Consider the following 26,635-nt stretch of genomic DNA (forward strand, 5'->3'; position numbering starts at 1 on the left):
CCGCTCATCGGCCCGTCACGTGGTTGAATGAGCGCCGAACCACAGCGATGTCATTCAAGTTGTCGGAAGGGTCCAGGAGCCAGATGGACGGCGCGATCGCGCGGACTGCACAATCCGGGGACAACTCTGAACTCTCCGACGGGCTCACCCGGCGCGAGCACGACATTCTCGCGTTCGAGCGGCAGTGGTGGAAGTACGCCGGCTCCAAGGAAGACGCCATCAAGGAGTTGTTCTCGATGTCGGCCACCCGCTACTACCAGGTGCTGAACGCGCTCGTCGACCGGCCGGAGGCGCTTGCCGCCGATCCGATGCTGGTCAAACGGTTGCGACGGCTGCGGGCCAGCAGGCAGAAGGCGCGGGCCGCACGCCGCCTCGGCTTCGACGTCACCTGAGCCTCGACGTTTTTCGAAGCCGCGTGGCTCGCTCGATAAGGTGGGCGCAATGAACCAGCGAGATTCGTCGGGGCTGCCTCTGCGCGCCATGGTGATGGTGCTGCTCTTCCTGGGCGTCGTCTTCCTGTTGGTGGCGTTCCAGGCGATGGGTTCCGACAGCGACGACGACGACGCGACGCCGCTGACCACAACGACCACCACGCCGACGACGTCGGAATCGGCGAGACCCGCCGATGCCGAGGTCCGGGTCTTCAACGTCTCCACCGTCGCCGGCGCGGCCGAGGGTACCGCCCGACGGCTGCGCGAGGCCGGCTGGAACGTCACCGAGACCGGCAACCTCGAACTGCCAGACGTGCCGGCGACCACTGTGTACTTCAGCGATGCGCCCGGCGAGCAGGAGGCAGCGCAAGAGGTGGGACGTCTGCTCGACGCGCCCGTCCAGCCGCGCCTGCCCGAACTCGCCGAACAGCCGCCAGGCGTCATCGTGGTCGTCACCGGCTAGGCTCGTGCACATGTTCAAGACCGTCGCCGCCGCCGCCTTGTTCGCTGTTCCCGCTCTCGCCTTGAGCGCCTGCACGGCGCCCGAGGAGCCCAGCAACACCCCCGGCACCCCGCCGCCCGTCTGGACCGGATCTCCGTCTCCCTCAGCCCCGCCCGGTGAGGGCGGTGGCGGTCACGGTGGCGGGCAGGGCCAAGGTGAGGGAGAAGGTCAGGCCGCCGGTGAGAAGCTCACCGCCGAATTGAAACTGGCCGACGGCACCCCGGTGGCCACCGCGGACATCCAGTTCAGTGGCGGCTACGCGACGATCACCGTGGAGACCACCACGTCCGGGAAGCTGACCCCCGGCTTCCACGGCATGCACATCCATCAGGTCGGCAAGTGCGAGGCCAATTCGGTCGCACCCACCGGCGGCGCGCCGGGGAACTTCAACTCGGCGGGTGGGCACTTCCAGGTGCCAGGCCACAGCGGCCACCCGGCGAGCGGCGACCTGACGTCGCTGCAGGTCCGCGGGGACGGTTCGGCGAAGGTCGTCACGACGACCGACTCGTTCACCGCCGAGCAACTCACCTCGGGCGCGGGTACCTCGATCATCGTCCACGAGAAGGCGGACAACTTCGCCAACATCCCGCCGGAGCGCTACCAACAGGTCAACGGTGACCCGCCGCCGGATGCGGCCACTCTGGCGACCGGTGACGCCGGATCGCGGGTGGCATGCGGTGTTATCCGTACCGGCTAACAGCCACATCGATTTCGTCGGCTCGCCGCGACCGACGGTCGGAGTCGAGTGGGAATTCGCGCTCGTCGACGCGACGACGCGGGCCCTGAGCAACGAGGCCACCGCGGTCATCGAGGAACTCGGCGAGAACAACCCGCGCGTGCACAAGGAACTGCTGCGCAACACGGTCGAGATCGTCACGGGTATCTGCGATTCGGTGCCCGAGGCGATGACGGACTTGCGCTCGACGCTGGTGACGGCCCGCGAGATCGTCCGGGCCCGCGGCATGGAGTTGTTCTGTGCCGGCACCCACCCGTTCGCGAAGTGGTCACCGGGCAGTCTGACGGATGCCCCCCGCTATGCCGAGTTGATCAAGCGCACCCAGTGGTGGGGCAGGCAGATGCTGATCTGGGGCGTGCACGTGCACGTGGGAATCCGGTCCGCGCACAAGGTGATGGCGATCAACACCTCGCTGCTCAACCACTACCCGCACCTGTTGGCCCTGTCGGCGTCGTCCCCGTTCTGGGACGGTGAGGACACCGGCTATGCGTCCAACCGGGCGATGATGTTCCAGCAGCTGCCGACCGCCGGGCTGCCGTTCCACTTCCAGACGTGGGGGGAGTGGGAACGCTTCGTCTACGACCAGAAGAAGACCGGCATCATCGACCACATGAATGAAATCCGTTGGGATATCCGACCTTCCCCGCATATCGGGACCGTGGAGGTGCGCATCTTCGACGGGGTGTCGAATCTGCGCGAGCTGAGCGCCCTGGTAGCGCTGACACATTGCCTGGTCGTCGATCTCGACCGGCGGCTCGATGCCGGTGAGTCGCTGCCGACCATGCCGCCGTGGCACGTGCAGGAGAACAAGTGGCGCGCAGCGCGTTACGGTCTCGACGCCATCATCATCCAAGACGCGAACAGCAATGAGCGGTTGGTGACCGAGGATCTCGACGAACTGCTCAACCGTCTCGAACCGGTGGCCGCGTCACTGCACTGCGCCGACGAGTTACGGCGCGTCGCGGACATCTACGGCACCGGCGGGTCGTATCAACGACAACGCCGCGTCGCCGAGGAGCACGACGGTGACCTCCGCGCCGTCGTCGACGCTCTGGTCGCCGAGCTGGAGTTGTAGACGATGGCCGCCATCCCGATGTTCCCATTGCAGGTGGCGATGCTACCGGGCGAGGAGCTCCCGCTACGGATCTTCGAACCGCGTTACGGTGCACTGGTTTCGGATTGTCTGGCTACCGAAGATCCGGCGTTCGGCGTCGTGCTGATCACGGCGGGCCGGGAGGTGGGCGGCGGTGACACCCGCAGCGATGTCGGAGCATTGGCACGCATCGCCGAGGTCGCAGATTTCGGCGATGGCCGCTACCGCCTCAAATGCACGGTAGGCGAACGCATCCGGGTCATCGAGTGGCAGCCCGACGACCCGTATCCGCGCGCCGCGGTCGAACCGTGGCCCGATCAGCCGGGCAAACCCGTCGAGGCCGAGGCGATCCGCGACGTGGAGGATCGCATGATCGCACTGTTCGAGCGGATTGCCGCTGCACGCGGCGCCGAGGTCAACGGTCGCGAATTCGTGGCGGGTGCGGACGCGTCCGGTGATACCGGTAAGTGGTTGTATGCGTTGACCTCTCGTCTGCCCATGGGACAGGCCGACCGCTACGCGGTGCTGGCTGCGCCGACGGTGGCCGAACGGCTGTCGGCGTTGAGCGACGCCGTGGAGACCGTGACGGCGATGGTGGAGTTCCAGCTCGGGGGTTAGCTGTTCGGCGGACTTGTTCAGCAGGTCCGGTGTGCTTCAACGAACACCGTCCGCGGCGTGGTGTCGTCGGCTTCGCCAGCGGCACACCGGCCATAGCGGTCCATCAGATCCGCGGCGCTGATCGTGGTCACGTCCCATTCGCGGTCGGTGAACCAGTCGCTCACCTCGGTGCGCTCCTCGATGTACCACAGATCCTGTACGTCGAATGCGTCGTCGTCATCCTCGGCACCGGACTGCCCGCGGTACTCGCGCAGCTTCTCACGGCGACTCGCCAGGTAGTCCGGATCGAAGAACCCCGCCCCGAACGACTCGACACCGACGCGGCTGCCTCGCGCGCTGAGCTGGTGGATTCGTTCGAACAGCAGGTCCTGCCCGCTCGCAGGCAGATACGGCAGCAGGCCCTCGGCGGCCCACGCGGTCGGCTCGCTCGCGTCGAACCCGGCATCCCGTAGGGCCCGTGGCCAATCGTCGCGCAGGTCGATCGGCACGGGGATGTACCTGGCGGTCGGCTGGGCTTCGTGTCTGCGCAACGTGTCGACTTTGAATGTGAGGACCCGCGGTTGGTCGATCTCGTAGACGACGGTGCCGCCGATCCACGGCAACCGCCAGGCCCGCGCATCGAGCCCGGCCGCGAGGATCACCGCCTGGTCGATGCCGTTGGCGCCCGCGGCGATGAAGAACTCGTCGAACCATTTGGTGCGCGACGCCGCGTACCCCCCGATGGCTCGGATCCGTTCGATCATGTGGGCGGGCGGCAGATGCCAACCCCGTTCCACCGCGGCGTCGACGAACATCTGAGCGTACGGGTCGGTGAAAAGTGGGCACTCGGTGTTCTGCTCCTGCGCACGAGACCAGGCCACACCCAGCGCCGTCGCGCCCACACTCTCGGTGACGTCCCAGCTGTCGTCGTCAGTTCTGGCCATCGGCACCGCTTTCCGGCTGGTCGGCGAACTCGTCAATCTCGTCCGCGGTCAACAGATCGTCTCGGACGTTCTGTTCCCTATACGCAAGCTGACCAACCCGGTTCGCCACCACCGGTGCGGTGATCACTGTGAACAAGCCGGTGAGTACGAGCATGCCGACGTCGGCGTTGCCGCGCAGCCGTATCCCGGCGCCGACGATCACCAGCAGAAGCCCGAGAACCTGCGGTTTGGACGCCGCGTGCATCCGGGTCAACGTGTCGGGGAAGCGGACCACGCCGATCGCGGCGGTCAGCGCGAGCGCAGAGCCGCCCAGCACGAGCATGCTCGCGACGATGTCGGGACCCGTCATCGCCGCCCCCGCATGGATCGCGGCTTGTCGACGTCGGGAACGCGGAATCGGGCGACGCTCACGGTGCCGACGAAGCTGATCAACGCCAACGCGGCCATGCCGTAGGTCACGGTGCTGTCCAGACTGTAGGCGCTCCAGATGCCGATCCCGCACATCGCCATGGCGATGAGCGTGTCGACGGCGACCAGGCGGTCCAGCGTGCTCGGCCCGGACAGCAGACGGAACATCGTGATCGCCGCGGCGGCGGTAATCATCACCGCGGCGATGACCCAGACGGTGTTCATGCGCACTCCGCCTTCGCTTCTCGCTGGGGACTCATGTTCGGTGCTCCTCATGGGCAGGGCGCCAGTCCTCGGGACGCTCGAACGTCGCGACCAGCAGCCGTTCGACCACGCCCACCTGGTGGTAGAACGCGCTCAGCGCGCGGTCGGAGCCGACGTCGATGACATGCATGTAGAGCAGCCGGCGGGTCTGGTCGATCTCGAGCACGATCGAACCGGGAATGAGGTTGAAGATGTTGACCGCCAACGCCAGAACCAAATCCGACTTCACTGAGAGCTGTGCCCGCAGCACGGCGGACAGCGGCGGACGGGGTTTCACGGCCAACAGCGCAACCTGTACCGACGACAGCACCAACCGGTAGGCGACGGTGAGCAGAAGCCGGAGCAGCGACAGCACGTGCACCTTGCCTTCGACCGGTACGGCGGGCAGCGGCAGGAGCACCGTGATCAACGACGCGATCACCAGCCCCGACAGCACGTTGGCAGCTGACAGGTTGCCCCACAACAGGATCCAGACGAAGACCAGCCAGCAGAGGACCCATACCCGCAACACGACGCTTCTCATCGGCGCCCGCTCTCCGCCTGCGCTCATCGCGGCCCCACCACGGCGGTGATGTACTCGCTTCGGTCGAGCACTTCGGTGGAAGCCCTTTCGCTGTAGGCGAATATCGGCCCGGCCAGCACCGTCAGCGCGAGTCCGGCGGCGATCAGCGCGCCCGTCGGCCCCACCATCCCCGCCGGCATGCGCCCGACGTGGTCGCGGTCGACGAACTGGATGTCCTCGGGTTCGTCGAGCAACGCCGACGGCACCGCCGCGGACAGGTGGCCCTCCGGCGCGTCCTCGCGCGAGCGCCAGAACGCCTTGGTCCACACCCGGACGACCACATACAACGTCAACAAGCTGGTCACGACGCCGCCACCCACTAAGATCCAGGCCAGCACGGAGCCGTCCTGCGCCCCGGCTTCGAGTAGCGCCACCTTCCCAATGAACCCGGAGAGCGGTGGTATGCCACCGAGGTTGAGTGCGGGGACCACGAACACGACCGCCAACAGCGGACTGGCGGCCGCCAGACCTCCGAGGCGGTCCATCGTCGACGCTCCGGCCTGGCGTTCGATCAGCCCGACAACCAGGAACAGGGTGGTCTGCACCAGAATGTGGTGTGCCACATAGTAAATCGCGCCGGCCATGCCGAGCTGGTTGGACAATGCGATGCCGAACACCATATAGCCGATGTGGCTCACCAGCGTGAACGACAACAGACGTTTGATGTCGCTCTGCGCGATCGCACCGAGGATGCCGACCAGCATGGTCAACAGCGCAGCCACCAGCAGCACCGGATCGAGCCCACCGCCGGGGAACAGCAAGGAGTGCGCCCGGATGATCGAATAGACGCCCACCTTGGTGAGCAGGCCGGCGAACACGGCGGTGACCGGAGCGGGCGCGGTCGGATAGGAGTCGGGCAGCCAGGCCGAAAGCGGGAACACCGCGGCCTTGATGCCGAACGCCACCAGCAGCACGGCGAACATCGCCGATCGGATTCCGCCCGATACGTCGTCGAGACGCACGGAGAGCTCCGCCAGGTTCAGCGTTCCGGTGGCTCCGTAGACGAGGGCAAGACCGAACAGGAAGATCAGCGAGCCGACCATCGACACCATCACGTATGAGATGCCCGCGCGCACACGGTCTTTGCTGGCTCCGACCGTCAGCAGCACGAAGCTCGCGGCCAGCAGCACCTCGAAACCGACGAAGAGGTTGAACAGGTCTCCGGCGAGGAACGCCATGCAGACACCTGCCGACAACACCAGATAGGTGGGCATGAAGATCGACACGGGTTGGCGTTCGTCCCCGTCGCGGACACCCTGCCCGATCGCATAGAGCACCACGGCCAGCAACACGATCGACGAGACGACGAGCATCAGCGCCGACAACCGGTCGACCACCAGAGCGATGCCCAGCGGACCCATCCCGGGCACGGACTGTCCCCAGCCGCCGACGTTGAGCACGAGTGTGCCGTCCCGGTCGGCGAGGTAGAGCAGCGCGCCGCACACCGCGACGACGACAGACAACACAGCCAGGGTGACGAGCCGCTGCAGTCGAGGCCGTCGGCCAGCGATCAGCGTCGTCGCCGCGCCCAGCGTCGGGAGCAGGACGGGCAGGGGAATCAGGGTGGCCGCTAACGTCATACGCAATCCACCTTCGCTACTTGCCCCCGAATCACTTCGACCCCTCGTAACCGGGCAGGGCGTCCAACTCGTCGGGTGCGTCGGTGTCGCGTGCGGCTTCGGGTTGCGGACGGTCCTCCTCGACGGCGGCGGTGTCCTTCGCGGCCAGTTCGGAGACCCTGGCGTCCTCGGGGTCGTCGCCCACTTCCTCGGCGGTGGTCAACCGGTAGGTCCGGTATGCCATCGCCAGCACGAACGCCGCGACACCCATCGTGATGACGATCGCCGTCAGGATCATGGCCTGCGCCAACGGATCTGCGGTGGTGGTGTGTTCGTTGCTTGTTCGCCCCCAGATCGGGGGCTTGCCGGACGGGCCACCGGCGATGAGGATGAGCAGGTTGATCGCGTTGCCGACGAGTAACAGCCCCAACAGCATTCGCGTCAGGTTCCGCTCGAGCAGCAGGTAGACGCCGGCGCTGGTGAGCCCGCCGAGCAGGATGAGGGGTACGAGGGCGGTGGTCATCGTGAACTCACCGCCGTCTTGAGCTCCTCGGTCATCTCCACGTCGATGCGGGCCCCGAGGCTGCGCAACACGTCGAGGACCAGACCCACGACGATGAGGTACACCCCGAGGTCGAAGAACAACGCGGTGACGAACTTGACGGTGCCCAGAATGGGAACGTCGATCTCGATCAGCGCCGACGACAGCGCGGGCGCCCCGACCAGAAGCGAGGCGAACGCGGTTCCGGCTGACAGGGTCAGCCCCGCGCCCAGGATCTTGCCCGCGTCCAGCGGTAGCGTCTCGCCGAGTTCGTAGCGACCGCCGGCGAGGTACCGCAGCACCAGCGCGAGCCCGGCGGTCAACCCGCCCGCGAACCCGCCGCCGGGGGTGTTGTGCCCCGCGAAGAAGAAGTACGCCGACAACACCATGATCAACGGGAAGATGACCCGGGTGGCGACCTCCAGGATCAACGACCGGTGCCGCGGATCACGCAGTTCGCTGCCGCGCAGCCAGGTGATGTCACCGGCCGCCGGGCTGGTGTTCACGATGGCGGGAAGTCGGCCGATATCGGGCTGGCCCGCATCGGAGACCCGCGGCGGCGCCCCGAACCTCCTGTGCCGGAACACCATTGACGCGACACCGGTCGCCGCGACCACGAGCACCATGACCTCGCCCATGGTGTCCCAGGCGCGGATGTCGACGAGCAGCACGTTGACGGCGTTGGCGCCGTGGCCGCGGTAGTACGCCGCATCGGGGATCAACGATGCGATCGGAGTTCCCGTGCGCGCGGCCATCGCGTATGCCGCCAAGGTGGTCACGGTCGCCCCGACCGCCAGTGCCAGCACCGCCCGCGGCCACCGGTACCTGCGGATATGCGCCCGGTCGGCTTCGGCGGGCAGCGTGCGCAGCACCAACACGAACACCACGAGGGTCAAGGTCTCGACCAGGAACTGGGTCAGGGCCAGATCCGGTGCGCCGTGCAGCGCGAAGATCGCACCACACCCGTATCCCGTCACGCCGACGAGCAGCACCGCCGCCAAGCGGTTGCGCATCACCAGAGCGCCGAGCGCGGCGGCCAGGATGATCAGGCCGATCACCACCTGAAGCGGTGAACCCCACAGCCGGAACTCGGGGCGGTCGCGAGCGCCCACCGCGAGCGCGATCGTCGGCACCAATACCAGCGTCGACAGGATCGCCGTCTGGGTGGCCGGGATGGAACCACGTTGGGTGACAGCGGTGACTTCCACCGCCCACAGGTCGAGTCGGCGCACCACGGCGTCGTACACGTGGTCGGCGTTGCCCAGCGGTTCGCGGACCGTACGCAATCGACGCAACCGCTCGCGACCCACGAAGGCCGCCACACCCGTGGCGATTACGAGCACCGACAACAGCAGGGGCAGGTTCACGCCGTGCCACAGGGCGAGGTGGTATTCGTTGTTGCCGCCGGGCACCGTGTCGGCGTAATCCTCCAACACGTCGCCGATCCCGACGGGCCAGATCCCGAACGCCAGGCCCGCGGCGGCGAGGATGCCCGGCGCGATCATGAACGTGCGGTCGGGGCGATGCATCTCGGCGACACGTCTGCTCGGCTGTGGCTGACCCTTGCGGCCGAACGCACCGAACAGGAAACGCAGGCTGTAGATGGTCGTGAACACCGAACCGACCACGATGCCGGCCAGCACCAGCGGGGCGAAGACGCCGAGGGTGGGGCTGTGCAGCACGGTGGCGAAGTCGGCCTCCTTGGCGACGAACCCGAAGAACGGGGGTATCGCTGCCATGCTGGCCGAGGCACCGATTGCGATGACCGCCAGCGGTCGGGCGCGGTCGCCGAGCCAGGCCAGCCTGCGGGTGTCGCGCGTGCCGGTGGCGTGGTCGATGATGCCGACGACCATGAACAGCGCCGCTTTGTACATGGCGTGCGCGACCAACATCGCCAGCCCGCCGAGCATCATGTCGCTGCCGCCTGCGCCCACCATGACCGTAATCAGTCCCAGCTGGCTGACCGTTCCGAAGGCCAGGATCAACTTGAGGTCGTACTCGCGCACCGCACGCCAGCCCGCCATCAGCATGGTCAACAGGCCTAGCGAGACCACGATGGGCCGCCACAGCGGCGAGTCGGCGAAACCGGGGCTCATCCGCGCGATCAGGTAGACACCTGCCTTGACCATCGCCGCGGCGTGCAGGTATGCGCTCACCGGGGTCGGTGCGGCCATCGCGCCCGGTAGCCAGAAGTGCAGCGGCACGATCGCCGACTTCGACAGGGCGCCGACCAAGATGAGCACCAAACCGACCGATGCCGCCACCCCGCCCGGCGGGGAGTCGAGGAGTTCGGACAACAGATAGGTGCCCGCGATGTTGCCGAGCACGATGATGCCGACCAGCATGGCCAGGCCGCCGAACGTCGTGACCAACAGCGCCTGGGTCGCTGCCCGTCTGCTGGTGAGGCGCTCGGCGTAGTGGCCGACCAGAAGGAACGACAGTACCGAGGTGATCTCCCAGAAGACGTAGAGCACCAGCATGTTGTCACCTATCACCAGGCCGAACATCGCGCCGGAGAAAGCGACCAGTTCAGCGGCGAAGCTGGGCAACCGGTTCTCGATGCGGCCGTCATGGTGGTGGAAGTAGTCCGCGCAATAGAACAGCACCAGTGCTCCGATACCGAGCACCAAGACGCTCATGATCGCGGCGAGCGTGTCGAAGCGCAGCGTGATGTTCATCGACAGCTCGGGCACCCACGGCACGTCGACGGTGCTCGACTGCCCGGCGGACGGCCAGTTCTGCGCCACCCACACCAGGGACAGCAAAGGCACCAGCGCCAAAGGATAGAAGGCCTTACGACCCCACCTGTGGACAAGCAGGGGCGCCAGCGCGGTGGCGACCGCGTGGGCGAGCAAGACGGCGAGCAGGGCACTCCGATCGGTTGGGTTGGTCAGCACGCGGCCGCCAACCGGAGAACTGATGGTCGGGGTGTCAGCCGAGTAAGGCTTCGGTGATTGTCATTCTACGTGGGCCGATCGGCGCTACTATGCCGCGTCGTCGACACCACCGATGCCGCGGTGGCCGGCCCGGCCGTGAACCAGCGCCGGGCGGCGCGACCATCAACGCCGCCCGGCAGGAACCTGGGCCGCCTGCCGGACCGGGGTTGCGTTGACCGCTACGCGGTTCGCGCCGGGCTGATCGAGCCGTGACCGCGTCGGCAGGGCGTGGGCGGTAGCGCATACCGCACCGGAAGGGCGTGGCCGACTAACCCGATGCCCGCGCCGAGGATCGGCCAGATCGGCCAGAAGTACCACGCGCCGGCGGTCAGGCCGACCGCCAACCACACCGTCAGCACGATCGCGACCATGGCAAGGTAGCCGGCCAGGTGCAGCTGGACGCTGCGGCGCGCCATCCGCCTGCGGACCTCCCGGCGGCGCGGGTCGTTGCGCCGAAGGCGCTCGAAGGGCAGGTCGGCGGTTAGGCCGCGCAGTTCCGGGCGAGTGTTCGCGGCGAACGCGGCCTGCAGTCGGGCCTCGTACTCGGGCATTTCGAGGTAGCCCTGCGCCAGGGCCAGCCCGAGCACGTCCGCGGTCTTCTCGCGGTCGGGGTCTCCGGCGCGTACGACGGGTGTGATGGCGGGCATGGCGACCTCCCCAATCTTGACAATGACAAGTTATTTCGACTATGCCGCGGGAACTAGCCACTGTCAAGATGCTTCGGCGATTTCACGCTCTTCCCGCCATTTGATTCGCCAGCCTAAGCGCCCCGCTCAGATAGGCCAGTTAGTGCGATTTCAATCCGGTTGTTTTGCTTAGCTGCCATGCTGAATTCTCGGGTCTTGCATTGGGGAGAACGACCATGGCCGTCGACGAAGAACGACTGAACGAGTTTCTCGGCAAGGCGGTGGCGGACCTTGGCGCCGCAATGAGTGCGACGCTCATGCTCATCGGGGACCGCCTCGGGTTGTATCGCGAACTGGCTACCGACGCCCTCACGGCGGATGAACTGGCGCAGCGCACCGGGACCAAGGAGCGTTATGTCCGCGAGTGGCTCGGTAATCAGGGCGCGGGTGGATATGTGCAGTTCGATCCGGAGTCCGATCGATGGTCGTTGACCCCGGAGCAGGCGTTGTGCCTGACCGATCCCAACGGGCCCGTCGACATGCCGGGCGCCTACAACATCGTCGAAGCGACATTCCACGCGCTCGAGCGCACGCTGAAGAACTTCCGGTCAGGCGACGGTATGGAATGGGGCGAGCATCATCCTTGTCTTTTCGTGGGCACCGAACGCTTCTTTCGGGCCGGCTACAACGCCAACCTGATCGGCTCCTGGTTACCCGCCCTCGACGGTGTCGTGGAGAAACTGCAGAAGGGGGCCAAGGCCGCCGACATCGGATGCGGGCACGGTGCGAGCACCATTCTGATGGCGATGACCTATCCCGATTCGGAATTCGTGGGTTACGACTACCACGAAGAATCGATCGCCGTCGCGACCGATAAGGCGAGGGCTGCGGGGGCGACGAATGCGCGCTTCGAGGTCGCAGACGCCGTCAGCTACCGAGGCAGCGACTTCGATCTGATCGCGTTCTTCGACTGCCTGCACGATATGGCCGATCCGATCAGCGTGTCACGCCACGCACGAGAGGCTATCAGCGACGACGGCACCGCGATGATTGTGGAGCCGTTCGCGAACGACCGGATGGCGGACAATCTGAACCCAGTCGGCCGGGTGATGTACGGCGCCTCGACGCAGATCTGCGTCCCCGTGTCGCTTGCCCGCAACGGGCCCGCGCTCGGCGCCCAAGCTGGCGAAGCGCGGCTACGAGAAGTCGTCGTCGACGGTGGCGGCTTCTCTCGTTTCCGTCGGGCCACCGAGACGCCGTTCAATCTGGTGCTGGAGGCCCGGCCTTGATCAGCGTGCGGCCGAGAAGGCGCGCAACGCGTCGACCTGCACCGGGTCCAGTGACGGGCGCACCGCCTTGCGTGCGGCCGCGACGTCGGAGGCGGTGACGTCGGCGGCGTCGATCGAGCGTCGCATCGCGGTCAGCGCGGCCTCGCGCAACAACGCGACGCAGTCGGCGGCGCTGTAGCCGTCGAGTTCGCCGGCCAGGGCGTCGAGATCGACGGCTTGCTCGCCCTCGGAGGCCAGCGGGACGGACTTACCGGCGGTACGCAGGATCTCGCGACGGGCCTCGGCGTCGGGCGGTTCGACGAACACCAGCTTCTCCAACCGGCCGGGACGCAGCAGAGCCGGGTCGATCAGATCGGGCCGGTTCGTCGCACCGACCACAACCACGTCGCGCAGTGGTTCGATGCCGTCGAGTTCGGTCAGCAGCGCGGCGACCACGCGGTCGGTGACGCCCGAGTCGAAGCTCTGGCCGCGGCGCGGCGCCAGTGCGTCGATCTCGTCGAGGAACACCAGCGACGGCGCCGAGTCGCGAGCGCGCCGGAACAGTTCCCGCACCGCCTTCTCCGACGAGCCGACCCATTTGTCCATCAGTTCGGCGCCCTTGACCGCGTGCACCGATAACCGCCCGGAACTGGCCAGCGCCCGCACCACGAACGTCTTGCCGCAGCCGGGTGGGCCGTAGAGCAGCACACCGCGGGGCGGCGCCACCCCGAGCCGTTGGAAGGTGTCGGGGTGCTGCAGCGGCCACAGCACCGCCTCGGTGAGCGCCTGCTTGGTGTCGGCCATGTCGCCGACGTCGTCGAGCGTCACCGAACCGACCGACACCTCTTCGGTCGCCGACCGCGACAACGGGCGGATGACGGTCGTCGCGCCCAGCAGATCGTCCTGGGTCAGGGCGGGCGGCTCACCGTCGGCGCTGGCGCGCGCCGCCGCCCGCAGGGCCGCCTCGCGGACCAGTGCGGCAAGGTCGGCAACCACGAATCCCGGTGTGCGCCCGGCGATCTCGTCGAGGTCGAGATCCCCGGCAGGCACATCGCGCAACAACACATCGAGCAACTGCTTGCGGATCGCGCCGTCGGGCAGGCTCAGCCCGAGTTCCCGGTCGCACAGGTCGGGCGCGCGTAACCGGGCGTCGACGTTGTCGGGTTGTTGTGACGTCGCGACGAACGCCACGCCGCGGGTGGCGACCGCGTTGCGGAGTTCGGTGAGTATCAGCGTGGCCACCGGTTCGGCGGGCCTGTCTTGTGTGCCTGGCAGCAGGGCGTCGATGTCGGTGATCAACAGCACGCCGCCGCCGTCGCGGACTGTCGACACCGCCGACGCGACGCGCGCCAGCCGGTCCTCGGCGCGCAGCGAGCCGACCTCTGGTCCGTCGAGTTCGACGAGTCGCCGGTCGGCGCAGACGGCGCGCACCAGTGCGGCCTTGCCGACACCGGCCGGGCCTGACACGAGCACACCCAGATTGGCTGTGGCACCGAGGGTTTCGAGTAGCTCGGGCTGGTCGAGCGCGAGCTTGAGCCATTCGGTGAGCCGCTGAGCCTCGGCCTGTGAACCCTTGAGGTCGTCGACGCTGGGCGCCGGTTGCGATTTTCGCGGTGGGGTCACGATCGCCTGACCCGTCACCGTGTCCGAAGCCGAGGTGACGGACGCACCTGGCGAGCCGTCGGCCCAGCAGACCGCCGAATTGGGTTGCACACTCACGGGTCCGACGGGGTCGGTACCGGTGACCGTCAACAGTTCGGAGGTCCAGGTGATGCCGACCGACGAGGCAAGCGCCGCGGTCGCGCGCGAGGACGGGATGTCGGGCCCCAGTTCGCGAGGCAGCAGTGACACCGTGTCGCCGACCGTCATCACCTTGCCCAGCAACGCTTGTCGCAGGGTGGCCGGCGTAATCGACTGGCTGGCCAGCCTGGATCCGGACAGCGTCACCGATCTTGCGCCGTAGACCGTCACGGGCGCGACGAGCACGGTGGTGTCCTCCCGCAGCCCGGCGTTCGACAGCGTGACGTCGTCGAGCAGCGCGGTGCCCGCCGGAATGCCCGCGGGCGCCTCGGCCGCCACGGCGGCGGTGGTGCGCGAACCGGTCAGCGTCACCGCATCCCACTCGCGAATTCCCAGGGCGGCAATGGCTTCCGGGTGCAGGCGAATCACGCCCCTGCGCGAGTCGAGCGCCGAGGTGTTCAGCCGCGCGGTCAGTGTGAGTTGCACCCGGGGAGCCGGGCGGTCGGACTGCAGTTCAGTCATGTCGGGAGCCGGGTCTGCGCAGTCCGAGTCGCATCACCGACCGCCGGTGTGGCTGGGCCCGGCGGATGGCCCGCCGGGCAGCGCGCTGCTGGCGGGGTTTGTCGTCCCAGACCTCGGGGTGCGCGGCCAGGAAGCGGCGGGTGCGAATGGCGAACGGGATGTGTACGACGTAGGCGCCGATGATGATCAGGATCACCAGGTAGCCGTAGAGAATCGCCGCCGCGACGCCGATCGCCACCAGCGCCAGCAGCGGCGCGACCATGTTCGGCGGCACCGAGAACGTGTGGATCTTGCGCATCGGGATGGTGCTGACCACCAGCGCCGAGACGCCGAGCATCCAGATCACGACGGCGGGTTCCGACGTCCACCAACCGTCGCCGAACTGCATCTTGGCGGCCAGCGGACCGATCGCGCCGATCGCGCCGGCCGGGGCGGGCATGCCGACGAAGTACTTCTTCTCGTAGTCCGGTTTGTCGACATCGAGCATCGCGTTGAACCGAGCCAGACGCAGCACGATGCACACCGCGTAGACCAGCACCACGATCCAGCCGAGCTCCGACCGCGACAGCAGGGTTCCGTAGACGATGAAAGCCGGTGCGACACCGAAGTTCACGGCATCGGCGAGCGAGTCGATCTCCTCGCCCATGCGTGAGGTCGCCTTGAGGGCGCGTGCGATGCGGCCGTCGAGCGCGTCGAGTATCGCGGCGGCCGCCAGGAACGCCATCGCCTCGGTGGCGCGCCCGTCCAGAGCCATCTTGACCGCACTCAGCCCCAGGCAGATCGCGGCGACCGTCATCGCGCTGGGCAGGATGCGCAGGCTGACGACGGAGCGTTTGATGCGCGGCCGGATCATGCCGGAGCCGTCCGGCCGGCGGCGTCGGACTCCAGCTCGGCCAGGACCGTCTCGCCCGCCAACGCGCGCTGCCCCATCGTCACCAGGATGCGCGAGCCGGCGGGCAGGTAGGTGTCCAACCGCGAGCCGTAGCGGATCAACCCGTAGGTCTCCCCGATCGCCAGTTTGTCGCCCACCTTCGCCTCGCACACGATGCGCCGCGCCACCAGACCCGCGATCTGCACGGCGATCACCTCGACGCCGTCGGCGGTGCGGATCAGCACACTGTTGCGCTCGTTGTCCTCGCTGGCCGCTTCCAGCTCGGCGGAGCCGAACAAGCCGGGACGGTGCTCGACCGCGACGACCTCACCGCTGATCGGCGCGCGCTGCACGTGCGCGTCGAACACCGACAAGAAGATGCTGATGCGGGGCAACGGCGTTGAGCCCAAACCGAGTTCGGCCGGGGGCGGGGCCTCCTCGATCAGGCAGATCAATCCGTCGGCGGGGGCGACGACCAGGTTCGGCCGGGTGGGCGGTACGCGCGGCGGGTGGCGGAAGAACGCGGCGTTGGCGGCGGCCGACGTCAACGCGGCGCCGCGCAGCCACCGGTTCCTGCGTCCGAGGGCGGCCAGTGCCAGGCTCGCACCGACGAACGGCAGCCCCGCCGGATGCATCGGGGGGATCGTGGTACGGGCCAGCGCCAAAAGCCGCGCGGGGCCGGATTTCAGGTCGGGGCGTCTGGCCATCGTCCCGCGATTCTACGGGCCGGCCTGACGCCGCGGCATGCGCCGCCTGACCTCACTGCTGCCCAAACTGCTGCCGAAACTGAAGATGTGTGCGACGAAATGCCGCGTTTTCGTGCAGAGCCTCAGTTTCGGCGCGGAAAGACGGCGCGGAAGGAAACCAGCTCAACTCAGGTCCCATACCTGGACCGGCGAGCCGGCCGACAGCGCGTCGACATTCTCGGCGATCTCGAGCAGACAGTTCGCCGAGGCCAACCACCGCAGGTGGTGCGAGGCGGGCGGTCCGTAACTGGTCACCGTCCCGGCGGCGGCGTCCAGCACGCCGCGGCGGAACTGGCGTTTTCCGCGCGGCGAGGTGAGGTCCTCGGTCAGCACGGCGGTGCGTTGCGGCCGGGCGGGACTGGGCAGGCCCATCGCGGCGCGCAGCGGCGCGCGCAGGAACACCTCGAACGAGACCAGCGCGCTGACCGGGTTGCCGGGCAGCGTCACGATCGGGATGTCTCGGTTCGCGGGCGACCCCGTTCCGGCGATGACGCCACAGCCCTGCGGCATGCCCGGTTGCATGGCGACCTTGACGAAATCTACCGACCCGCCCAGGCGCGATGCCGCCGGTCCTCCGGCTCCGAGTGCGTCCTTGACGACTTCATACGCGCCCGCGCTCACCCCACCGGTCGTGATGATCAGATCGGCATCCCCGGTGTGCTTCGCCAGCGCGGCGCGAAACGATTCGACGTCGTCGCCGGTCATGGGGGAGGCCACCACGTCGGCGCCGGCGTCGCGTAGCGCCGCGGCGAGCATCACCGCGTTCGACTCGTAGATCTGACCGGGTGCCAGCGGTGTGCCGGGTGCGACGAGTTCGGTGCCGGTCGACATCACCAGCACCCGCTGACGCGGGATCACCGTCAGCTCGGCGAGACCCAGTGCGGCGGCCAACCCGAGCGCGGCCGGTGTGACGACCTGTCCCGCGCGCAGCACGGGCGTCCCGGCCGTGACGTCCTCGCCGGCGCGTCGGATGTGCTGGCCGTCCTTGGCGGCCGCGCGGATCTCCACGGTGTCGATCGCCGCGTTCGTCACCTCCACCGGCACCACCGCCGTCGCCCCCGCGGGGAGCATCGCCCCCGTCATGATCCGGTGCGCCGTACCGGGTTTCAGTGTAAGAACGTCGGTACGTCCGGCGGGGATGTCTTCGGCGACGGGCAGTCGGACGGGGTCCTCGGGCGTGGCCGACGCCACGTCGTCGACCATGACGGCGTATCCGTCCATCGCGGAGTTGTCGAAACCGGGCAGCGACAACGGCGCGACGACGTCCTCGGCCAACACCAGGCCCAGTGCGTCGGCGATGGACACCCCGACCGGCGGGCGAGCGGCGATCAACCCGGCGACGACGCGCTGATGTTCCTCGACGGTCCGCATCAGACCGGGAATGTGACGCCGGTCAGTTCCTCGGACATGCTCCACAACCGGCGCTGAATGTCTTCGTCGTGCGATTGTCCGCTCGAGGCAACGAGTTTGGGATGACCCCTCACTTCGCCGATCCCGTCGGGGCCGTAGTACTGCCCGCCCTGCACATCGGGGTCGGTGGCCGCGCGAAGTGTCGGCAGCGCACCCTTGTCGGCGGGCTGGGTGAAGAGCCTCCACACGATGTCCGGAACGAAAACCGGCAAATAGCGCATCAATTCGGTGTCCGAGAAACCGGGATGAGCAGCCGTCGCGATCGTCGGAGCGCCGTTGTCTGCAAGGCGCCGGTGCAGTTCGTAGGTGAACAGCAGGTTGGCCAGCTTGGACTGTCCGTAGGCTTGGACGCGGTTGTATCCGGTTTCGAAATGTGGATCCTCGAAGCGGATTCGAGCCATGATCCGGTGGCCGACGCTGCTGACCGTCACGACGCGCGAGCCCTCGACGCTCAGCAGGTTGTTCAATAGCAGACCCGTCAACGCGAAGTGGCCGAGATGGTTGGTGCCGAACTGCATCTCGAAACCGTCTTTGGTGGTCTCACGGGTGGGCACGTACATCACGCCGGCGTTGTTGATCAGCAAGTCGATTCGCGGGTGCGCCGCGCGCAACTCGTCGGCGGCCCTGCGAACGCTGTCCAGCGAGGACAGGTCGAGTTCCTGCACGCTGACCACGGCGTCGGGACTTGACTTCTTGATGCGGTCGAGCGCCTCATTGCCCTTGTCGACGTTGCGCACCGCGAGCACCACCGCAGCGCCCCTGCCCGCCAGAGCGGCCGCGGTGTCATAACCGAGCCCGCTGTTCGCGCCTGTCACGATCGCGGTCCGCCCGGTCTGGTCGGGAATGTCGGCCACGGTCCATTTGCTGCCCATGACGATCAACATACTCAGCGGCCGATGAACTCGCGGTTACCTAGGCTGGACGCCTGATGACCGATCTACCCGACCCCGCGAACAAGCCGAGCCGCAAGGCGCCACTGGTATGGGCGATCGGCGCGGCGATCCCGTGGTCGTTTCTGGCGCTCGGGCAGCTGGTGTGGTTCGTCGTGGACCCGCGACCCTGGTGGGTGCATGCGCTCGCGGCACTCGGCACGCTGCTCGGCATCCTCCTGTTCGTCGTTGTCGTCCCGTGGTGGCGGTACCGGGTGCACCGGTGGGACATCGACCCGCAGGCGGTGTACACCCGCACTGGTTGGTTGACCCAGGAGCGCCGCATCGCGCCGATCTCGCGCGTTCAGACCGTCGACACCGAACGCGGCCCGCTGGACCGGCTGTTCGGGCTCGCGAATGTGACGGTGACGACGGCGTCGTCGGCGGGCGCGGTCCGCATCGTCGCACTGGACACCGACGTGGCCGACGCGGTCGTCGCCCGCCTCACCGACATTGCCGCGCTGGGAAGCGAGGACGCGACGTGACAGTCACCGGTTGGGGGCAGCCCCCTGCCGAGGAGTGGCAGCGCCTCAGCCCCCGCATGCTGTTGGTGCATCCTGTGCACGAGGTGATCCGCCAGATCCCGGTGATCGCAGGCACGCTGGTGCTCGGCACGGCGACCGGCAACCCGCTGTTGGCTGTCGTGGTACTGGGCATCACGGTCGCCGTCGGCCTGGCGCGCTGGTTCACCACCACCTACCGCGTCGGCCCGAGCGATGTGCAGCTGCGCACCGGTGTGCTGCAGCGCAAGCTGCTCTCGGTGCCGCGCAACAGGATTCGGTCGGTGTCCACCGACGCGCGCCTGCTGCACCGGTTGCTTGGGCTGACGGTTCTTCGAGTCAGCACCGGTCAGGAGGCCAGGGGCGACGCCGCGTTCGCGCTCGACGCCGTGCCCACCGAGCAGGTCGGCCGGCTGCGCGCGTTGCTGGCCGAATCCCTTGCGGTCGAGGAGGACAAGCCGTCGGCGCCTGGTCGCGTCCTCGCGCGGTGGACACCGTCATGGTTGCGCTACAGCCCGCTGAGCTTCACCGGGCTGGCGATGATCGCCGCCGCGGTCGGCCTGGTGTCTCAGGCGGGGATCGACAGCGGCGTGCGCGAATCGGACCTTGCCCAGTCGTGGCTCGACACGGCCGAGAACTTCGGCACCGCGGCCAGCATCGCGGTCGGCGCGGCAGTGCTGCTGCTGGCCTCCGTCGTGCTCTCGGTGCTGCAGTCGTTGTTGACCTACGGCAACCTCGAACTGAGACGCGACGTCGAGGTGCTGCACCTGAAGTACGGTCTGATCCGAGTCCGCGAGCACACCTTCGACATGCGCCGCCTGCGCGGGGGCACGCTCCGGGAACCGTTGCTGGTCAGGCTGTTCGGCGGTGCCCGCCTCGACGCGGTGATGACCGGTGTCGGGGGAGAGGGTGAGTCGTCGTTGTTGTTGCCGCCCTGCCCGAAGCGCACGGCTGACGAGGTGTTGACCAGTCTGATCGAACGCCCCGACGCGGTGACCGGGCCGCTTCGCGCACACGGCCCCGTCGCCGCGCGCAGGCGCTGGACCCGGGCGATGGTGCTGCCGGCCGCGGCCGGGGTGGCGCTGCTGGTGGCGCCGACGCCGATGTGGGTCTGGGCGCCCTGGGCCCTGCTCACCGGGTGTTGCGCGCTGCTGGCGTTCGACCGCGCGCGGTCGTTGGGACACCGCGTGGGGGACGGCTGGTTGGTCGCGCGCACGGGCAGCCTGCAGCGCCGCCGCGACTGCATCGACGCGTCGGGCATCATCGGCTGGACCGTGCGGCAGACGTGGATGCAGCGGCGCGCCGGGGTGGCGACACTGGTCGCCGCGACCGCCGCAGGGGTCAAGCACTATCAGGTGATCGACGTGCCCGCGAACCTGGCGTGGTCGATCGCGGCGCAGGCGTCGCCGTGGGTTGCCGACACTGCCTGGGTGCTCACCGGGTCCGAGTTGCGCTGACCGGTGCGCGGTTTACTGTCGGGCCATGGCGATCGGTGGGGTGCTCTTCGACATCGATGGCGTGTTGGTGACCTCGTGGCAGCCGATCGCCGGCGCGGCGCAGACCGTCCGGACGCTGACCGACAACCAGATCGCCTGTGCATACCTGACCAACACGACGACCAGGACCCGTGTGCAGATCGCCGAACTGCTCTCGGAAGCGGGGATGCAGGTCCGGCCCGACGAGGTCATCACTGCCGCGGTGCTGACGGCGCAGTACGTGCGCGACCGCTACCCGGACGCGCGCTGCTTCCTGGTCAACAACGGGCAGATCGCCGAGGACATGCCCGGCATCGACATCGTCTATTCCCAGGAGTTCAGCGGCCCGCACGCACCGGAGGCCCCCGATGTCATCCTGCTTGGCGGCGCGGGTCCGGAATACAGTCACCTGACGTTGTCGTGGGTCTACGACTGGATGGCCCAGGGCGTACCGGTGGTCGCGATGCACCGCAGCACCGCATGGACGACGACCGACGGGCTGCGGGTGGACACCGGCATGTACCTGATCGGCATGGAGGAGACCTCCGGGCGCAGGGCCGCGGCGGTCGGCAAGCCCGCGCCCGAGGGCTTCCTCGCCGCGGCGAGCCGGCTCGGGGTCGAACCCGACGAGATGTACATGGTCGGCGACGATCTCAACAACGACGTGCTGGCGGCGCAGGTGGTCGGTATGACCGGCGTGTTGGTGCGCACGGGAAAGTTCCGCCAGGATACGTTGGATCGTTGGGCCGCAGATGAATTCGCGATGCAGCCGAATCACGTGATCGACTCGGTGGCCGACCTGCCCGAGCTTCTCGGACTGTAGGAGACATCGATGTGGGAGCGGTTGCAGCAGATGCTGCTGCATCGGGGTGTCAACACCTATTTGGAGCTGGCGTTGTGGTTCGCGCTGGTCTACGTCGTGATCGGGGTCGGCTACGCGATGTTTCACATCGAGCTGATCGTGCAGCTCGAGGCGGCGCTGTCCGGTGACTTCACGATCTTCGCCAACCTCGCCGCCCTGGCCGCGGCGGTCTTGCTCTGGCCACTTCTGTTGATCAGCTCCTGGGTGTGCGGGGTGGCCGGGTGCGGCGTGTTCTGACGATGACTTTTCGTGCCCCCCGCGGTCTGTATCGACATGACTGAACAACGCGTGCAAGCGACCACGACCGTCAACGCACCGATCGAGACCGTGTTCGAGGTGCTCGCCGACCCGTCGACGCACCAGGCGATCGACGGCACCGGATGGGTGCGCGAACCGCTCGACGGTGAGGCCCTGACCGAGATCGGCCAGATCTTCCGGATGGGCATGTACCACGACAACCATCCCGAGAAGTACTACGAGATGGCCAACCGGGTCGAGATCCTCGACCGGCCGCACGCCATCGGGTGGCTGCCCGGTCAGGGTCCGGAGCAGCGCGGGTATCTGATGAACGGCACCGAGCTGGAGTGGGGCGGGTGGATCTGGCGATACGACCTTGAAGCGTCGGGGCCGCAGCAGACGGCGGTCACGTTGACCTACGACTGGTCGAACGTGGCGCCGCACATGCGTGACATCGAGTTCCCGCCGTTCGAGCCGCAGCACCTCGACAACTCGCTGAAGAACCTCGCCTCGATCGCCGAGTCGCGCGGATAACTCTGCAGGCCGCGCGCCGAGTCGGCGCCGGCCGAGTTAACACCCGCCGATTGACTTCGCCGAATCCACCGAAGCCACGCCTCCAGGCGGCACAATGAGCGGACACGTCGGCAGGGGGCTTACGACCGGTGGTAGAGAAGAGGGTTGTCTACGGACTGTTGGGGCCGTTGGAGATGTCGGTCGACGGCAGGGCAGTGTCGATCGGCACGCCGAAGCAGCGGGCGGTGCTGGCAGCGCTTCTGCTGAATCGTAATCGGGCGGTGGCCGCTGATTCGTTGATCGACGCCGTCTGGGGCGAGGATCCGCCAGCCGAAGCCCGCGCAAGCCTTCACGCGTATATGTCTAATCTGCGTCGACTTCTCGGCACCGCCGGTGTCGACGGTCGTGCCGTAATTGCGAAGAAGCCACCGGGATACCGACTGAACGTCGACGACACTGATGTGGATCTGGGGCGGTTCGTCCGGGAGAAGGCCGCAGGTGTTGAAGCTGCAGCCGCCGGCAGGTTCGAAGACGCGGTCCGCCATTTCACGGCGGCACTCGACGAGTGGCGGGGCGCCTGCCTAGCAGACCTGCGCGAGTTTGAGTTCGTCGAGCAATTCGCCACCGCATTGACGGAAGACAAGATCACCACCCACACCGCGCTGGCGGAGGCCGAGATGGCGTGCGGACGCGCCGAGGCAGTGATCAAGGAATTGGAAGGACTCGTCGCCGGCCACCCCTACCGCGAACCGCTGTGGGCGCAGTTGATGACGGCGTATTACCTCGCGGACCGCCAGTCAGACGCCCTCGACGCCTATCAACGTTTGAAGGGCATTCTGGGTGAGGAGCTTGGCATCGACCCGAACCCCACTGTGAGTGCTCTGCACGAACGGATCCTTCGGCAGGAGCCGCTCGACATCAAGAAGTCAGCCAGGAGAACAGCCGCCGAAACGTTGGTCAGCACCATCCACCGTCCGGCTGCGGGCGCCAGCCCGTTGGTTGCGAGATTGCGCGCCGCTTCAGGCGAGTGCTTCCCTGTGAAGGGCGCAGTGACCCGAATCGGGCGTCTTGCCGAGAATGACGTGGTTTTGGCCGATGCCAAGGTGAGCCGCTACCACGCGGTGATCATCGACACCGGGACCGGCTACATCATCAACGATGCTGGATCGGCCAACGGAGTTGAGTTGCAGCAGGAGCGGATTCGCGGAAGCGCCGCTCTCGTGGATGGTGATCACATCCGAATTGGCGGCAGCGAGTTCGTGTTCGAACTTCAGCCCGTCGAGGACGAAGAGGCCGGCTAGGCTTAAGTCTGATCCGCTGTGGCCGCTCGATGCGGTCCGGCGTAGTGGCCTTAGTGGTCGAGCCGCGGTTAGGTGGCTTGGGGGTGCGCTGAGCGCCGCGACATCTGCTTCGTAAGAACGTGTCTCGAGCGAGCTGGCATCTCTTTCGCACTTTATGAGTGCCAAAGTCAAAGTTCGCGTCTTCTCGAGTGCTCATCTATTCGGTGAATCGGTCGTGCCCTCACGGCGACGCGGCAGATAAGTGGTCGCTGGCCTCAAGAAAGTTCCAAGACTTGCTCGCAACTATCGGGTTGATCTTCTCAGCAACTCCTCAAGGAGTGAACAGCATGGTTTGTCACATGGAGCGTCGGAATAGCGGGCTATGACCGGCAGATAAGCCTGATGACTGCCTAACCGACTCGGGAAAGGAGGTGAGCAGCATGGTTCGTCGTATGGAGCGCCGGCTGACCCGCTGGCGGAGATTCAAGTAACGCAGCCTTGGATCCGAAGGGAGGTGAGTGGACCTGGTTCGTCGTCTGGAGCGTCGGCTGACGCGCTGGCGCGGCCGCCGAGGCTGAAATGTTTAACGCAGCTCGTGTGTGAAGGGAGGTGAGTGGACATGGTTCGTCGTATGGAGCGTCGGCTGACCCGCTGGCGCAGATTCCGAATGTGAAATGTAACGCAGCCCGTGCGTTGAAGGGAGGTGAGAGGACATGGTTCGTCGTATGGAGCGTCGGCTGACCCGCTGGCGCAGGCGGTGGATGTGATCACCTCTTCCACCAACAAACAAAGAGAAAGTGAACTCAGATGATTCGTCACATGCAGCACCGTCTGATTCGACAGGCGCAGAAGAACCCGGCGCGAAGGAAAATTCGCGGTTGTCATAACCACAAGGGACATGACACGGATTTGGCTCGGCATATATCGCGTCGGCTAACTCGGGGCAGGCGCTGGCCGTGATCACGGAACGAACGGGTGGAGCTAGTCTCCACCCGTTCTCTCGGGGGTCCTTCGCCAGCTCAGATCCAGTGTGCGTCTAGATATCCCAGGTGTGTAGCGGGTCAAGCGGCTGCGGTATTTGTGCGGCAGGGCTTTGTTTTTCGTCGAAGAGGTGTGTGGCGGAGGCAGCCATGGAGGATGCCGACGAGTCGGTCGCCGAGTGCGCGTAGTGCTTGGTGGTCGGTGTCGCCGTTGGTGTGATGAGCGTCGTAGATGGCGCTGGGGGCTTGGCTTCGGTGAGTGTGCAGAACGTCCCTCTCCGCACCCCGGGGCGCCGAGCACAACAATCAAGTCGTGGCAGGGAGCGGTGGATTTAGGCCGCCGGGTGCATCTCAAGATGTGCAGTCAGAACCTGGCGACTTGTCGATCTGAGTGTTCAGCAGGGCAACGACCTGACCTGGACCGCTGCAGTTGTGTGGTGCTTGCGCCGGACTGTAGGGGATCTCGCCCCATGGCGGGCGGCGACATGACCGCCGACTAGATCAGTTCCGTGCAGTGCACGGGAAGAGAAAACGTCGTGACAGATCTTGTCGACTGAACCGCGATCGGGGTTTGAGCCCTCCTCGCGAAGTAGGACCAGCGTGCGCGTTCAGTAGGCGAATGCCTCAAACCGTTCATGAACGGAGTGTCGAATCGCGTTCTAGGAAGTTTCTTGGAGCCCCGTCGTTGGGGCCTCCGACGCCAGCGACCCGAGCATCAAGAAACCTCCAAGAGACGGACTGCACCGTGCCTTCAACCGGCAAATCTGCCCCGCCCGGGGCGGTGCGCACAAACGAACGGAGATCGGTCGCCATGGTTGGAACGCAAGTAGACGTCCGGAGCAGCTGCGTCGACGCGCCACACTCTCAGAGTCCGAACACGGACTTCAGACGAGAGCATGGGCGCGAAGCCGTGCAGTTCTCGAACGGCGTGACGTGGCGGATCAGCAAGCGCGGGTTGGTTGTGTGCGTTCCGGGAGGTTCCTCACTTCTGGTCGAACATGAGCGCGCCGCCGAATTGCCCTTGCTTATCGCCGACGCGTCCGACGCCGATGAACTCATCGAGATGTTGGGAGGCACCGATGCCGACGCACAACTCGTTGACGTCCTTCTCTCCGAAGAAATCCTGTCGGAGGGGTTCAACCCTGTCGTCGTCGCCGAAAGCGGCGCGGCGAAGCGAGTGACCTTCAGTCGTTCTGGGATCGAGTTCACCGGTATCGACGCCGTGGCTCGTGCGGTTCATCGCCTCGTCTGGCCCGTCGTGCGGTCATGGCCGGGGCGAGTAGCCATCGGCGCGATCGTCCTTGCCGGCATCGTCTCGTTCGTTATCGGGCGGCCCGATGGCCCCCAAGTCAGCGACCACCCGTGGGTGGATGCGACAGTCGGTCTCATCTTGGGATTCGCGCTGGTCGGTCTGCATGAGCTAGGACATGCGGTCGTCCTGGTTCACTATGGGCGCTCACCGAGGGTCGCCGGCTGCGGATTCTATTGGGGTGCATTGTGCTTCTACGTCGATTGCTCAGACGGCACAACCCTGCCGCGGCGGGCGCGCATCATTAATGCGTTGGCAGGCCTAGCGGTCGACGTTGTGACGCTGTCGGTCTTGCTGGTTCTCTCGCACGGATTCGCTAGTTCGGTGCTGATCTCCAGTGTCTGCTGGCGAATCGCGATCATGCAGCTGATCGGAATACTCGAGAACGGCCTGCCGATTCTCGAAGTGGACGGCCATGTCGCACTCGCTGACTATCTCGATGAACCAGACCTCTCACCACGCGCCCGGGAAGCTCTGAGCCGAAAACTCCGGCGCATCAAGCACAATGACAATCCCTCGTGGCTGGCCGCATACGGCGCATTCAGCATCCTCGGCGGGATTGTGTTGCTGATTGGGAGCACATGGGTATGGTGGCTGGCCGCAGGAGATCTGACGATGTCGCTCTTCAGCGGCAACCTCGTCGAGATGCTGTTGGGTCTCTACATCGTCATCCCGGTCGCACTGGCTGCAGCGTTCTCAGGTATCGGCCTTCTTCAGGAGCTGATAAGCAAGTCCTCGAGTGGGAAGTAGGACCGCAAACCTCTGCCGAAACTGGCTCTGTCATCGATGAATCC

The 26,635-nt window shown here is 66.8% G+C and carries 26 protein-coding genes and 1 pseudogene; 13 read left to right on the forward strand and 14 right to left on the reverse strand.

Features of this window, described 5'->3' with window-relative positions; translation table 11 throughout:
* The first annotated feature begins 83 nt into the window (after positions 1-83).
* Genes AU193_RS17880 through AU193_RS17900 form a run of 5 tightly spaced genes read left to right on the forward strand, consistent with a single transcriptional unit; the run spans position 84 to position 3,380 of the window.
* Entirely contained in the window at positions 84-392 is a 309-nt protein-coding gene (locus AU193_RS17880) for a DUF3263 domain-containing protein (RefSeq protein ID WP_064423712.1), read from the forward strand.
* A 49-nt stretch (positions 393-441) separates the two neighbouring features.
* Complete coding sequence (locus tag AU193_RS17885) at positions 442-894, forward strand: LytR C-terminal domain-containing protein (protein ID WP_172798348.1); 453 nt, start codon at positions 442-444, stop codon at positions 892-894.
* Between the two features lie 10 nt (positions 895-904).
* Positions 905-1,630 (forward strand): superoxide dismutase family protein, encoded by a 726-nt coding sequence (locus tag AU193_RS17890; protein WP_064423714.1) that lies wholly within the window; start codon positions 905-907, stop codon positions 1,628-1,630.
* On the forward strand, positions 1,611-2,744 hold the full coding sequence (locus AU193_RS17895; protein ID WP_064423852.1) for a glutamate--cysteine ligase: 1,134 nt from the start codon (positions 1,611-1,613) through the stop codon (positions 2,742-2,744). The genes AU193_RS17890 and AU193_RS17895 overlap by 20 nt, the downstream gene beginning before the upstream one ends.
* A gap of 3 nt (positions 2,745-2,747) precedes the next feature.
* A complete protein-coding gene (locus AU193_RS17900; RefSeq protein ID WP_064423715.1) occupies positions 2,748-3,380 on the forward strand; it encodes an LON peptidase substrate-binding domain-containing protein in 633 nt (210 codons plus the stop codon).
* Positions 3,381-3,397: 17 nt separating this feature from the next.
* Here the strand turns inward: AU193_RS17900 and AU193_RS17905 are convergent, their stop codons facing one another.
* The 8 genes from AU193_RS17905 to AU193_RS17940 all read right to left on the reverse strand — a co-directional run bounded on the left by AU193_RS17905 (position 3,398) and on the right by AU193_RS17940 (position 11,220).
* A complete protein-coding gene (locus AU193_RS17905) occupies positions 3,398-4,303 on the reverse strand; it encodes an SAM-dependent methyltransferase (protein ID WP_064423853.1) in 906 nt (301 codons plus the stop codon).
* Entirely contained in the window at positions 4,290-4,652 is a 363-nt protein-coding gene (gene mnhG / locus AU193_RS17910; protein ID WP_064423716.1) for a monovalent cation/H(+) antiporter subunit G, read from the reverse strand. The genes AU193_RS17905 and mnhG overlap by 14 nt, the downstream gene beginning before the upstream one ends.
* Positions 4,649-4,936, reverse strand: coding sequence for a monovalent cation/H+ antiporter complex subunit F (locus AU193_RS17915; protein WP_064423854.1), 288 nt, complete (start codon positions 4,934-4,936; stop codon positions 4,649-4,651). Before AU193_RS17915 ends, mnhG begins: the two co-directional genes overlap by 4 nt.
* A 31-nt stretch (positions 4,937-4,967) precedes the next feature.
* Positions 4,968-5,498, reverse strand: a complete 531-nt coding sequence (locus tag AU193_RS17920) for a Na+/H+ antiporter subunit E (RefSeq protein ID WP_064423855.1) — start codon at positions 5,496-5,498, stop codon at positions 4,968-4,970.
* A gap of 23 nt (positions 5,499-5,521) precedes the next feature.
* On the reverse strand, positions 5,522-7,117 hold the full coding sequence (locus AU193_RS17925; protein WP_064423717.1) for a Na+/H+ antiporter subunit D: 1,596 nt from the start codon (positions 7,115-7,117) through the stop codon (positions 5,522-5,524).
* A gap of 31 nt (positions 7,118-7,148) precedes the next feature.
* On the reverse strand, positions 7,149-7,619 hold the full coding sequence (locus tag AU193_RS17930; protein WP_064423718.1) for a Na(+)/H(+) antiporter subunit C: 471 nt from the start codon (positions 7,617-7,619) through the stop codon (positions 7,149-7,151).
* On the reverse strand, positions 7,616-10,504 hold the full coding sequence (locus tag AU193_RS17935) for a Na+/H+ antiporter subunit A (RefSeq protein ID WP_064423856.1): 2,889 nt from the start codon (positions 10,502-10,504) through the stop codon (positions 7,616-7,618). Before AU193_RS17935 ends, AU193_RS17930 begins: the two co-directional genes overlap by 4 nt.
* 248 nt (positions 10,505-10,752) lie before the next feature.
* Positions 10,753-11,220, reverse strand: coding sequence for a DUF1707 domain-containing protein (locus tag AU193_RS17940; RefSeq protein ID WP_064423719.1), 468 nt, complete (start codon positions 11,218-11,220; stop codon positions 10,753-10,755).
* A gap of 215 nt (positions 11,221-11,435) precedes the next feature.
* On the opposite strand from AU193_RS17940, the gene AU193_RS17945 reads away from it, so the two are divergent.
* Entirely contained in the window at positions 11,436-12,488 is a 1,053-nt protein-coding gene (locus tag AU193_RS17945; RefSeq protein WP_064423720.1) for a methyltransferase domain-containing protein, read from the forward strand.
* Here the strand turns inward: AU193_RS17945 and AU193_RS17950 are convergent, their stop codons facing one another.
* From AU193_RS17950 to AU193_RS17970, 5 genes are all read right to left on the reverse strand, one after another.
* On the reverse strand, positions 12,489-14,729 hold the full coding sequence (locus AU193_RS17950; protein ID WP_064423721.1) for an AAA family ATPase: 2,241 nt from the start codon (positions 14,727-14,729) through the stop codon (positions 12,489-12,491).
* Positions 14,722-15,582 (reverse strand): CDP-diacylglycerol--serine O-phosphatidyltransferase, encoded by an 861-nt coding sequence (gene pssA, locus AU193_RS17955; protein ID WP_064423722.1) that lies wholly within the window; start codon positions 15,580-15,582, stop codon positions 14,722-14,724. Before pssA ends, AU193_RS17950 begins: the two co-directional genes overlap by 8 nt.
* Positions 15,579-16,307: a phosphatidylserine decarboxylase gene (locus tag AU193_RS17960; protein ID WP_064423723.1), complete on the reverse strand. Its 729-nt coding sequence runs from the start codon at positions 16,305-16,307 to the stop codon at positions 15,579-15,581. The genes pssA and AU193_RS17960 overlap by 4 nt, the downstream gene beginning before the upstream one ends.
* 162 nt (positions 16,308-16,469) lie before the next feature.
* Positions 16,470-17,717 carry a gephyrin-like molybdotransferase Glp gene (gene glp, locus AU193_RS17965; RefSeq protein WP_064423724.1) on the reverse strand — a complete coding sequence of 416 codons (1,248 nt, stop codon included), beginning with the start codon at positions 17,715-17,717 and terminating at the stop codon, positions 16,470-16,472.
* Positions 17,717-18,628: an SDR family NAD(P)-dependent oxidoreductase gene (locus AU193_RS17970; protein WP_064423857.1), complete on the reverse strand. Its 912-nt coding sequence runs from the start codon at positions 18,626-18,628 to the stop codon at positions 17,717-17,719. Before AU193_RS17970 ends, glp begins: the two co-directional genes overlap by 1 nt.
* A 56-nt stretch (positions 18,629-18,684) precedes the next feature.
* Here AU193_RS17970 and AU193_RS17975 point away from each other — a divergent pair, with 56 nt between their 5' ends.
* The 6 genes from AU193_RS17975 to AU193_RS18000 all read left to right on the forward strand — a co-directional run bounded on the left by AU193_RS17975 (position 18,685) and on the right by AU193_RS18000 (position 23,573).
* Positions 18,685-19,170 carry a PH domain-containing protein gene (locus AU193_RS17975; RefSeq protein WP_064423725.1) on the forward strand — a complete coding sequence of 162 codons (486 nt, stop codon included), beginning with the start codon at positions 18,685-18,687 and terminating at the stop codon, positions 19,168-19,170.
* Positions 19,171-19,226: 56 nt separating this feature from the next.
* Positions 19,227-20,642, forward strand: a complete 1,416-nt coding sequence (locus AU193_RS17980; protein ID WP_064423726.1) for a PH domain-containing protein — start codon at positions 19,227-19,229, stop codon at positions 20,640-20,642.
* A gap of 25 nt (positions 20,643-20,667) precedes the next feature.
* The gene (locus AU193_RS17985) at positions 20,668-21,483 is read left to right on the forward strand and encodes an HAD-IIA family hydrolase (protein ID WP_064423727.1); all 816 of its coding nucleotides are present in this window, start codon (positions 20,668-20,670) and stop codon (positions 21,481-21,483) included.
* 9 nt (positions 21,484-21,492) lie between these two features.
* Entirely contained in the window at positions 21,493-21,759 is a 267-nt protein-coding gene (locus AU193_RS17990; RefSeq protein ID WP_064423728.1) for a hypothetical protein, read from the forward strand.
* A gap of 36 nt (positions 21,760-21,795) precedes the next feature.
* Positions 21,796-22,293: a hypothetical protein gene (locus tag AU193_RS17995; RefSeq protein ID WP_064423729.1), complete on the forward strand. Its 498-nt coding sequence runs from the start codon at positions 21,796-21,798 to the stop codon at positions 22,291-22,293.
* Positions 22,294-22,466: 173 nt separating this feature from the next.
* Complete coding sequence (locus tag AU193_RS18000; RefSeq protein WP_064423730.1) at positions 22,467-23,573, forward strand: BTAD domain-containing putative transcriptional regulator; 1,107 nt, start codon at positions 22,467-22,469, stop codon at positions 23,571-23,573.
* A 1,040-nt stretch (positions 23,574-24,613) separates the two neighbouring features.
* On the opposite strand, the pseudogene AU193_RS23250 reads toward AU193_RS18000, so the two are convergent.
* A pseudogene (locus AU193_RS23250) lies at positions 24,614-24,742 on the reverse strand (IS110 family transposase); the annotation flags it as partial.
* Between the two features lie 700 nt (positions 24,743-25,442).
* Here AU193_RS23250 and AU193_RS18005 point away from each other — a divergent pair.
* Positions 25,443-26,591, forward strand: a complete 1,149-nt coding sequence (locus AU193_RS18005; protein ID WP_064423731.1) for a hypothetical protein — start codon at positions 25,443-25,445, stop codon at positions 26,589-26,591.
* Positions 26,592-26,635 lie beyond the last annotated feature (44 nt).

Source organism: Mycobacterium sp. GA-1285 (genome assembly GCF_001499905.1).
GTDB lineage: Bacteria > Actinomycetota > Actinomycetes > Mycobacteriales > Mycobacteriaceae > Mycobacterium.

What these genes read in the sequence shown, in the direction of transcription:
- AU193_RS17880 (WP_064423712.1), top strand. Translation starts at nt 84, where the DNA reads ATGGACGGCGCGATCGCGCGGACTGCACAATCCGGGGACAACTCTGAA.
- AU193_RS17885 (WP_172798348.1), top strand. Translation starts at nt 442, where the DNA reads ATGAACCAGCGAGATTCGTCGGGGCTGCCTCTGCGCGCCATGGTGATG.
- AU193_RS17890 (WP_064423714.1), top strand. Translation starts at nt 905, where the DNA reads ATGTTCAAGACCGTCGCCGCCGCCGCCTTGTTCGCTGTTCCCGCTCTC.
- AU193_RS17900 (WP_064423715.1), top strand. Translation starts at nt 2,748, where the DNA reads ATGGCCGCCATCCCGATGTTCCCATTGCAGGTGGCGATGCTACCGGGC.
- AU193_RS17905 (WP_064423853.1), bottom strand. Translation starts at nt 4,303, where the DNA reads ATGGCCAGAACTGACGACGACAGCTGGGACGTCACCGAGAGTGTGGGC.
- mnhG (WP_064423716.1), bottom strand. Translation starts at nt 4,652, where the DNA reads ATGACGGGTCCCGACATCGTCGCGAGCATGCTCGTGCTGGGCGGCTCT.
- AU193_RS17915 (WP_064423854.1), bottom strand. Translation starts at nt 4,936, where the DNA reads ATGAACACCGTCTGGGTCATCGCCGCGGTGATGATTACCGCCGCCGCG.
- AU193_RS17920 (WP_064423855.1), bottom strand. Translation starts at nt 5,498, where the DNA reads ATGAGAAGCGTCGTGTTGCGGGTATGGGTCCTCTGCTGGCTGGTCTTC.
- AU193_RS17925 (WP_064423717.1), bottom strand. Translation starts at nt 7,117, where the DNA reads ATGACGTTAGCGGCCACCCTGATTCCCCTGCCCGTCCTGCTCCCGACG.
- AU193_RS17930 (WP_064423718.1), bottom strand. Translation starts at nt 7,619, where the DNA reads ATGACCACCGCCCTCGTACCCCTCATCCTGCTCGGCGGGCTCACCAGC.
- AU193_RS17940 (WP_064423719.1), bottom strand. Translation starts at nt 11,220, where the DNA reads ATGCCCGCCATCACACCCGTCGTACGCGCCGGAGACCCCGACCGCGAG.
- AU193_RS17945 (WP_064423720.1), top strand. Translation starts at nt 11,436, where the DNA reads ATGGCCGTCGACGAAGAACGACTGAACGAGTTTCTCGGCAAGGCGGTG.
- AU193_RS17950 (WP_064423721.1), bottom strand. Translation starts at nt 14,729, where the DNA reads ATGACTGAACTGCAGTCCGACCGCCCGGCTCCCCGGGTGCAACTCACA.
- pssA (WP_064423722.1), bottom strand. Translation starts at nt 15,582, where the DNA reads ATGATCCGGCCGCGCATCAAACGCTCCGTCGTCAGCCTGCGCATCCTG.
- AU193_RS17960 (WP_064423723.1), bottom strand. Translation starts at nt 16,307, where the DNA reads ATGGCCAGACGCCCCGACCTGAAATCCGGCCCCGCGCGGCTTTTGGCG.
- glp (WP_064423724.1), bottom strand. Translation starts at nt 17,717, where the DNA reads ATGCGGACCGTCGAGGAACATCAGCGCGTCGTCGCCGGGTTGATCGCC.
- AU193_RS17970 (WP_064423857.1), bottom strand. Translation starts at nt 18,628, where the DNA reads ATGGGCAGCAAATGGACCGTGGCCGACATTCCCGACCAGACCGGGCGG.
- AU193_RS17975 (WP_064423725.1), top strand. Translation starts at nt 18,685, where the DNA reads ATGACCGATCTACCCGACCCCGCGAACAAGCCGAGCCGCAAGGCGCCA.
- AU193_RS17980 (WP_064423726.1), top strand. Translation starts at nt 19,227, where the DNA reads ATGCTGTTGGTGCATCCTGTGCACGAGGTGATCCGCCAGATCCCGGTG.
- AU193_RS17985 (WP_064423727.1), top strand. Translation starts at nt 20,668, where the DNA reads ATGGCGATCGGTGGGGTGCTCTTCGACATCGATGGCGTGTTGGTGACC.
- AU193_RS17990 (WP_064423728.1), top strand. Translation starts at nt 21,493, where the DNA reads ATGTGGGAGCGGTTGCAGCAGATGCTGCTGCATCGGGGTGTCAACACC.
- AU193_RS17995 (WP_064423729.1), top strand. Translation starts at nt 21,796, where the DNA reads ATGACTGAACAACGCGTGCAAGCGACCACGACCGTCAACGCACCGATC.
- AU193_RS18000 (WP_064423730.1), top strand. Translation starts at nt 22,467, where the DNA reads ATGTCGGTCGACGGCAGGGCAGTGTCGATCGGCACGCCGAAGCAGCGG.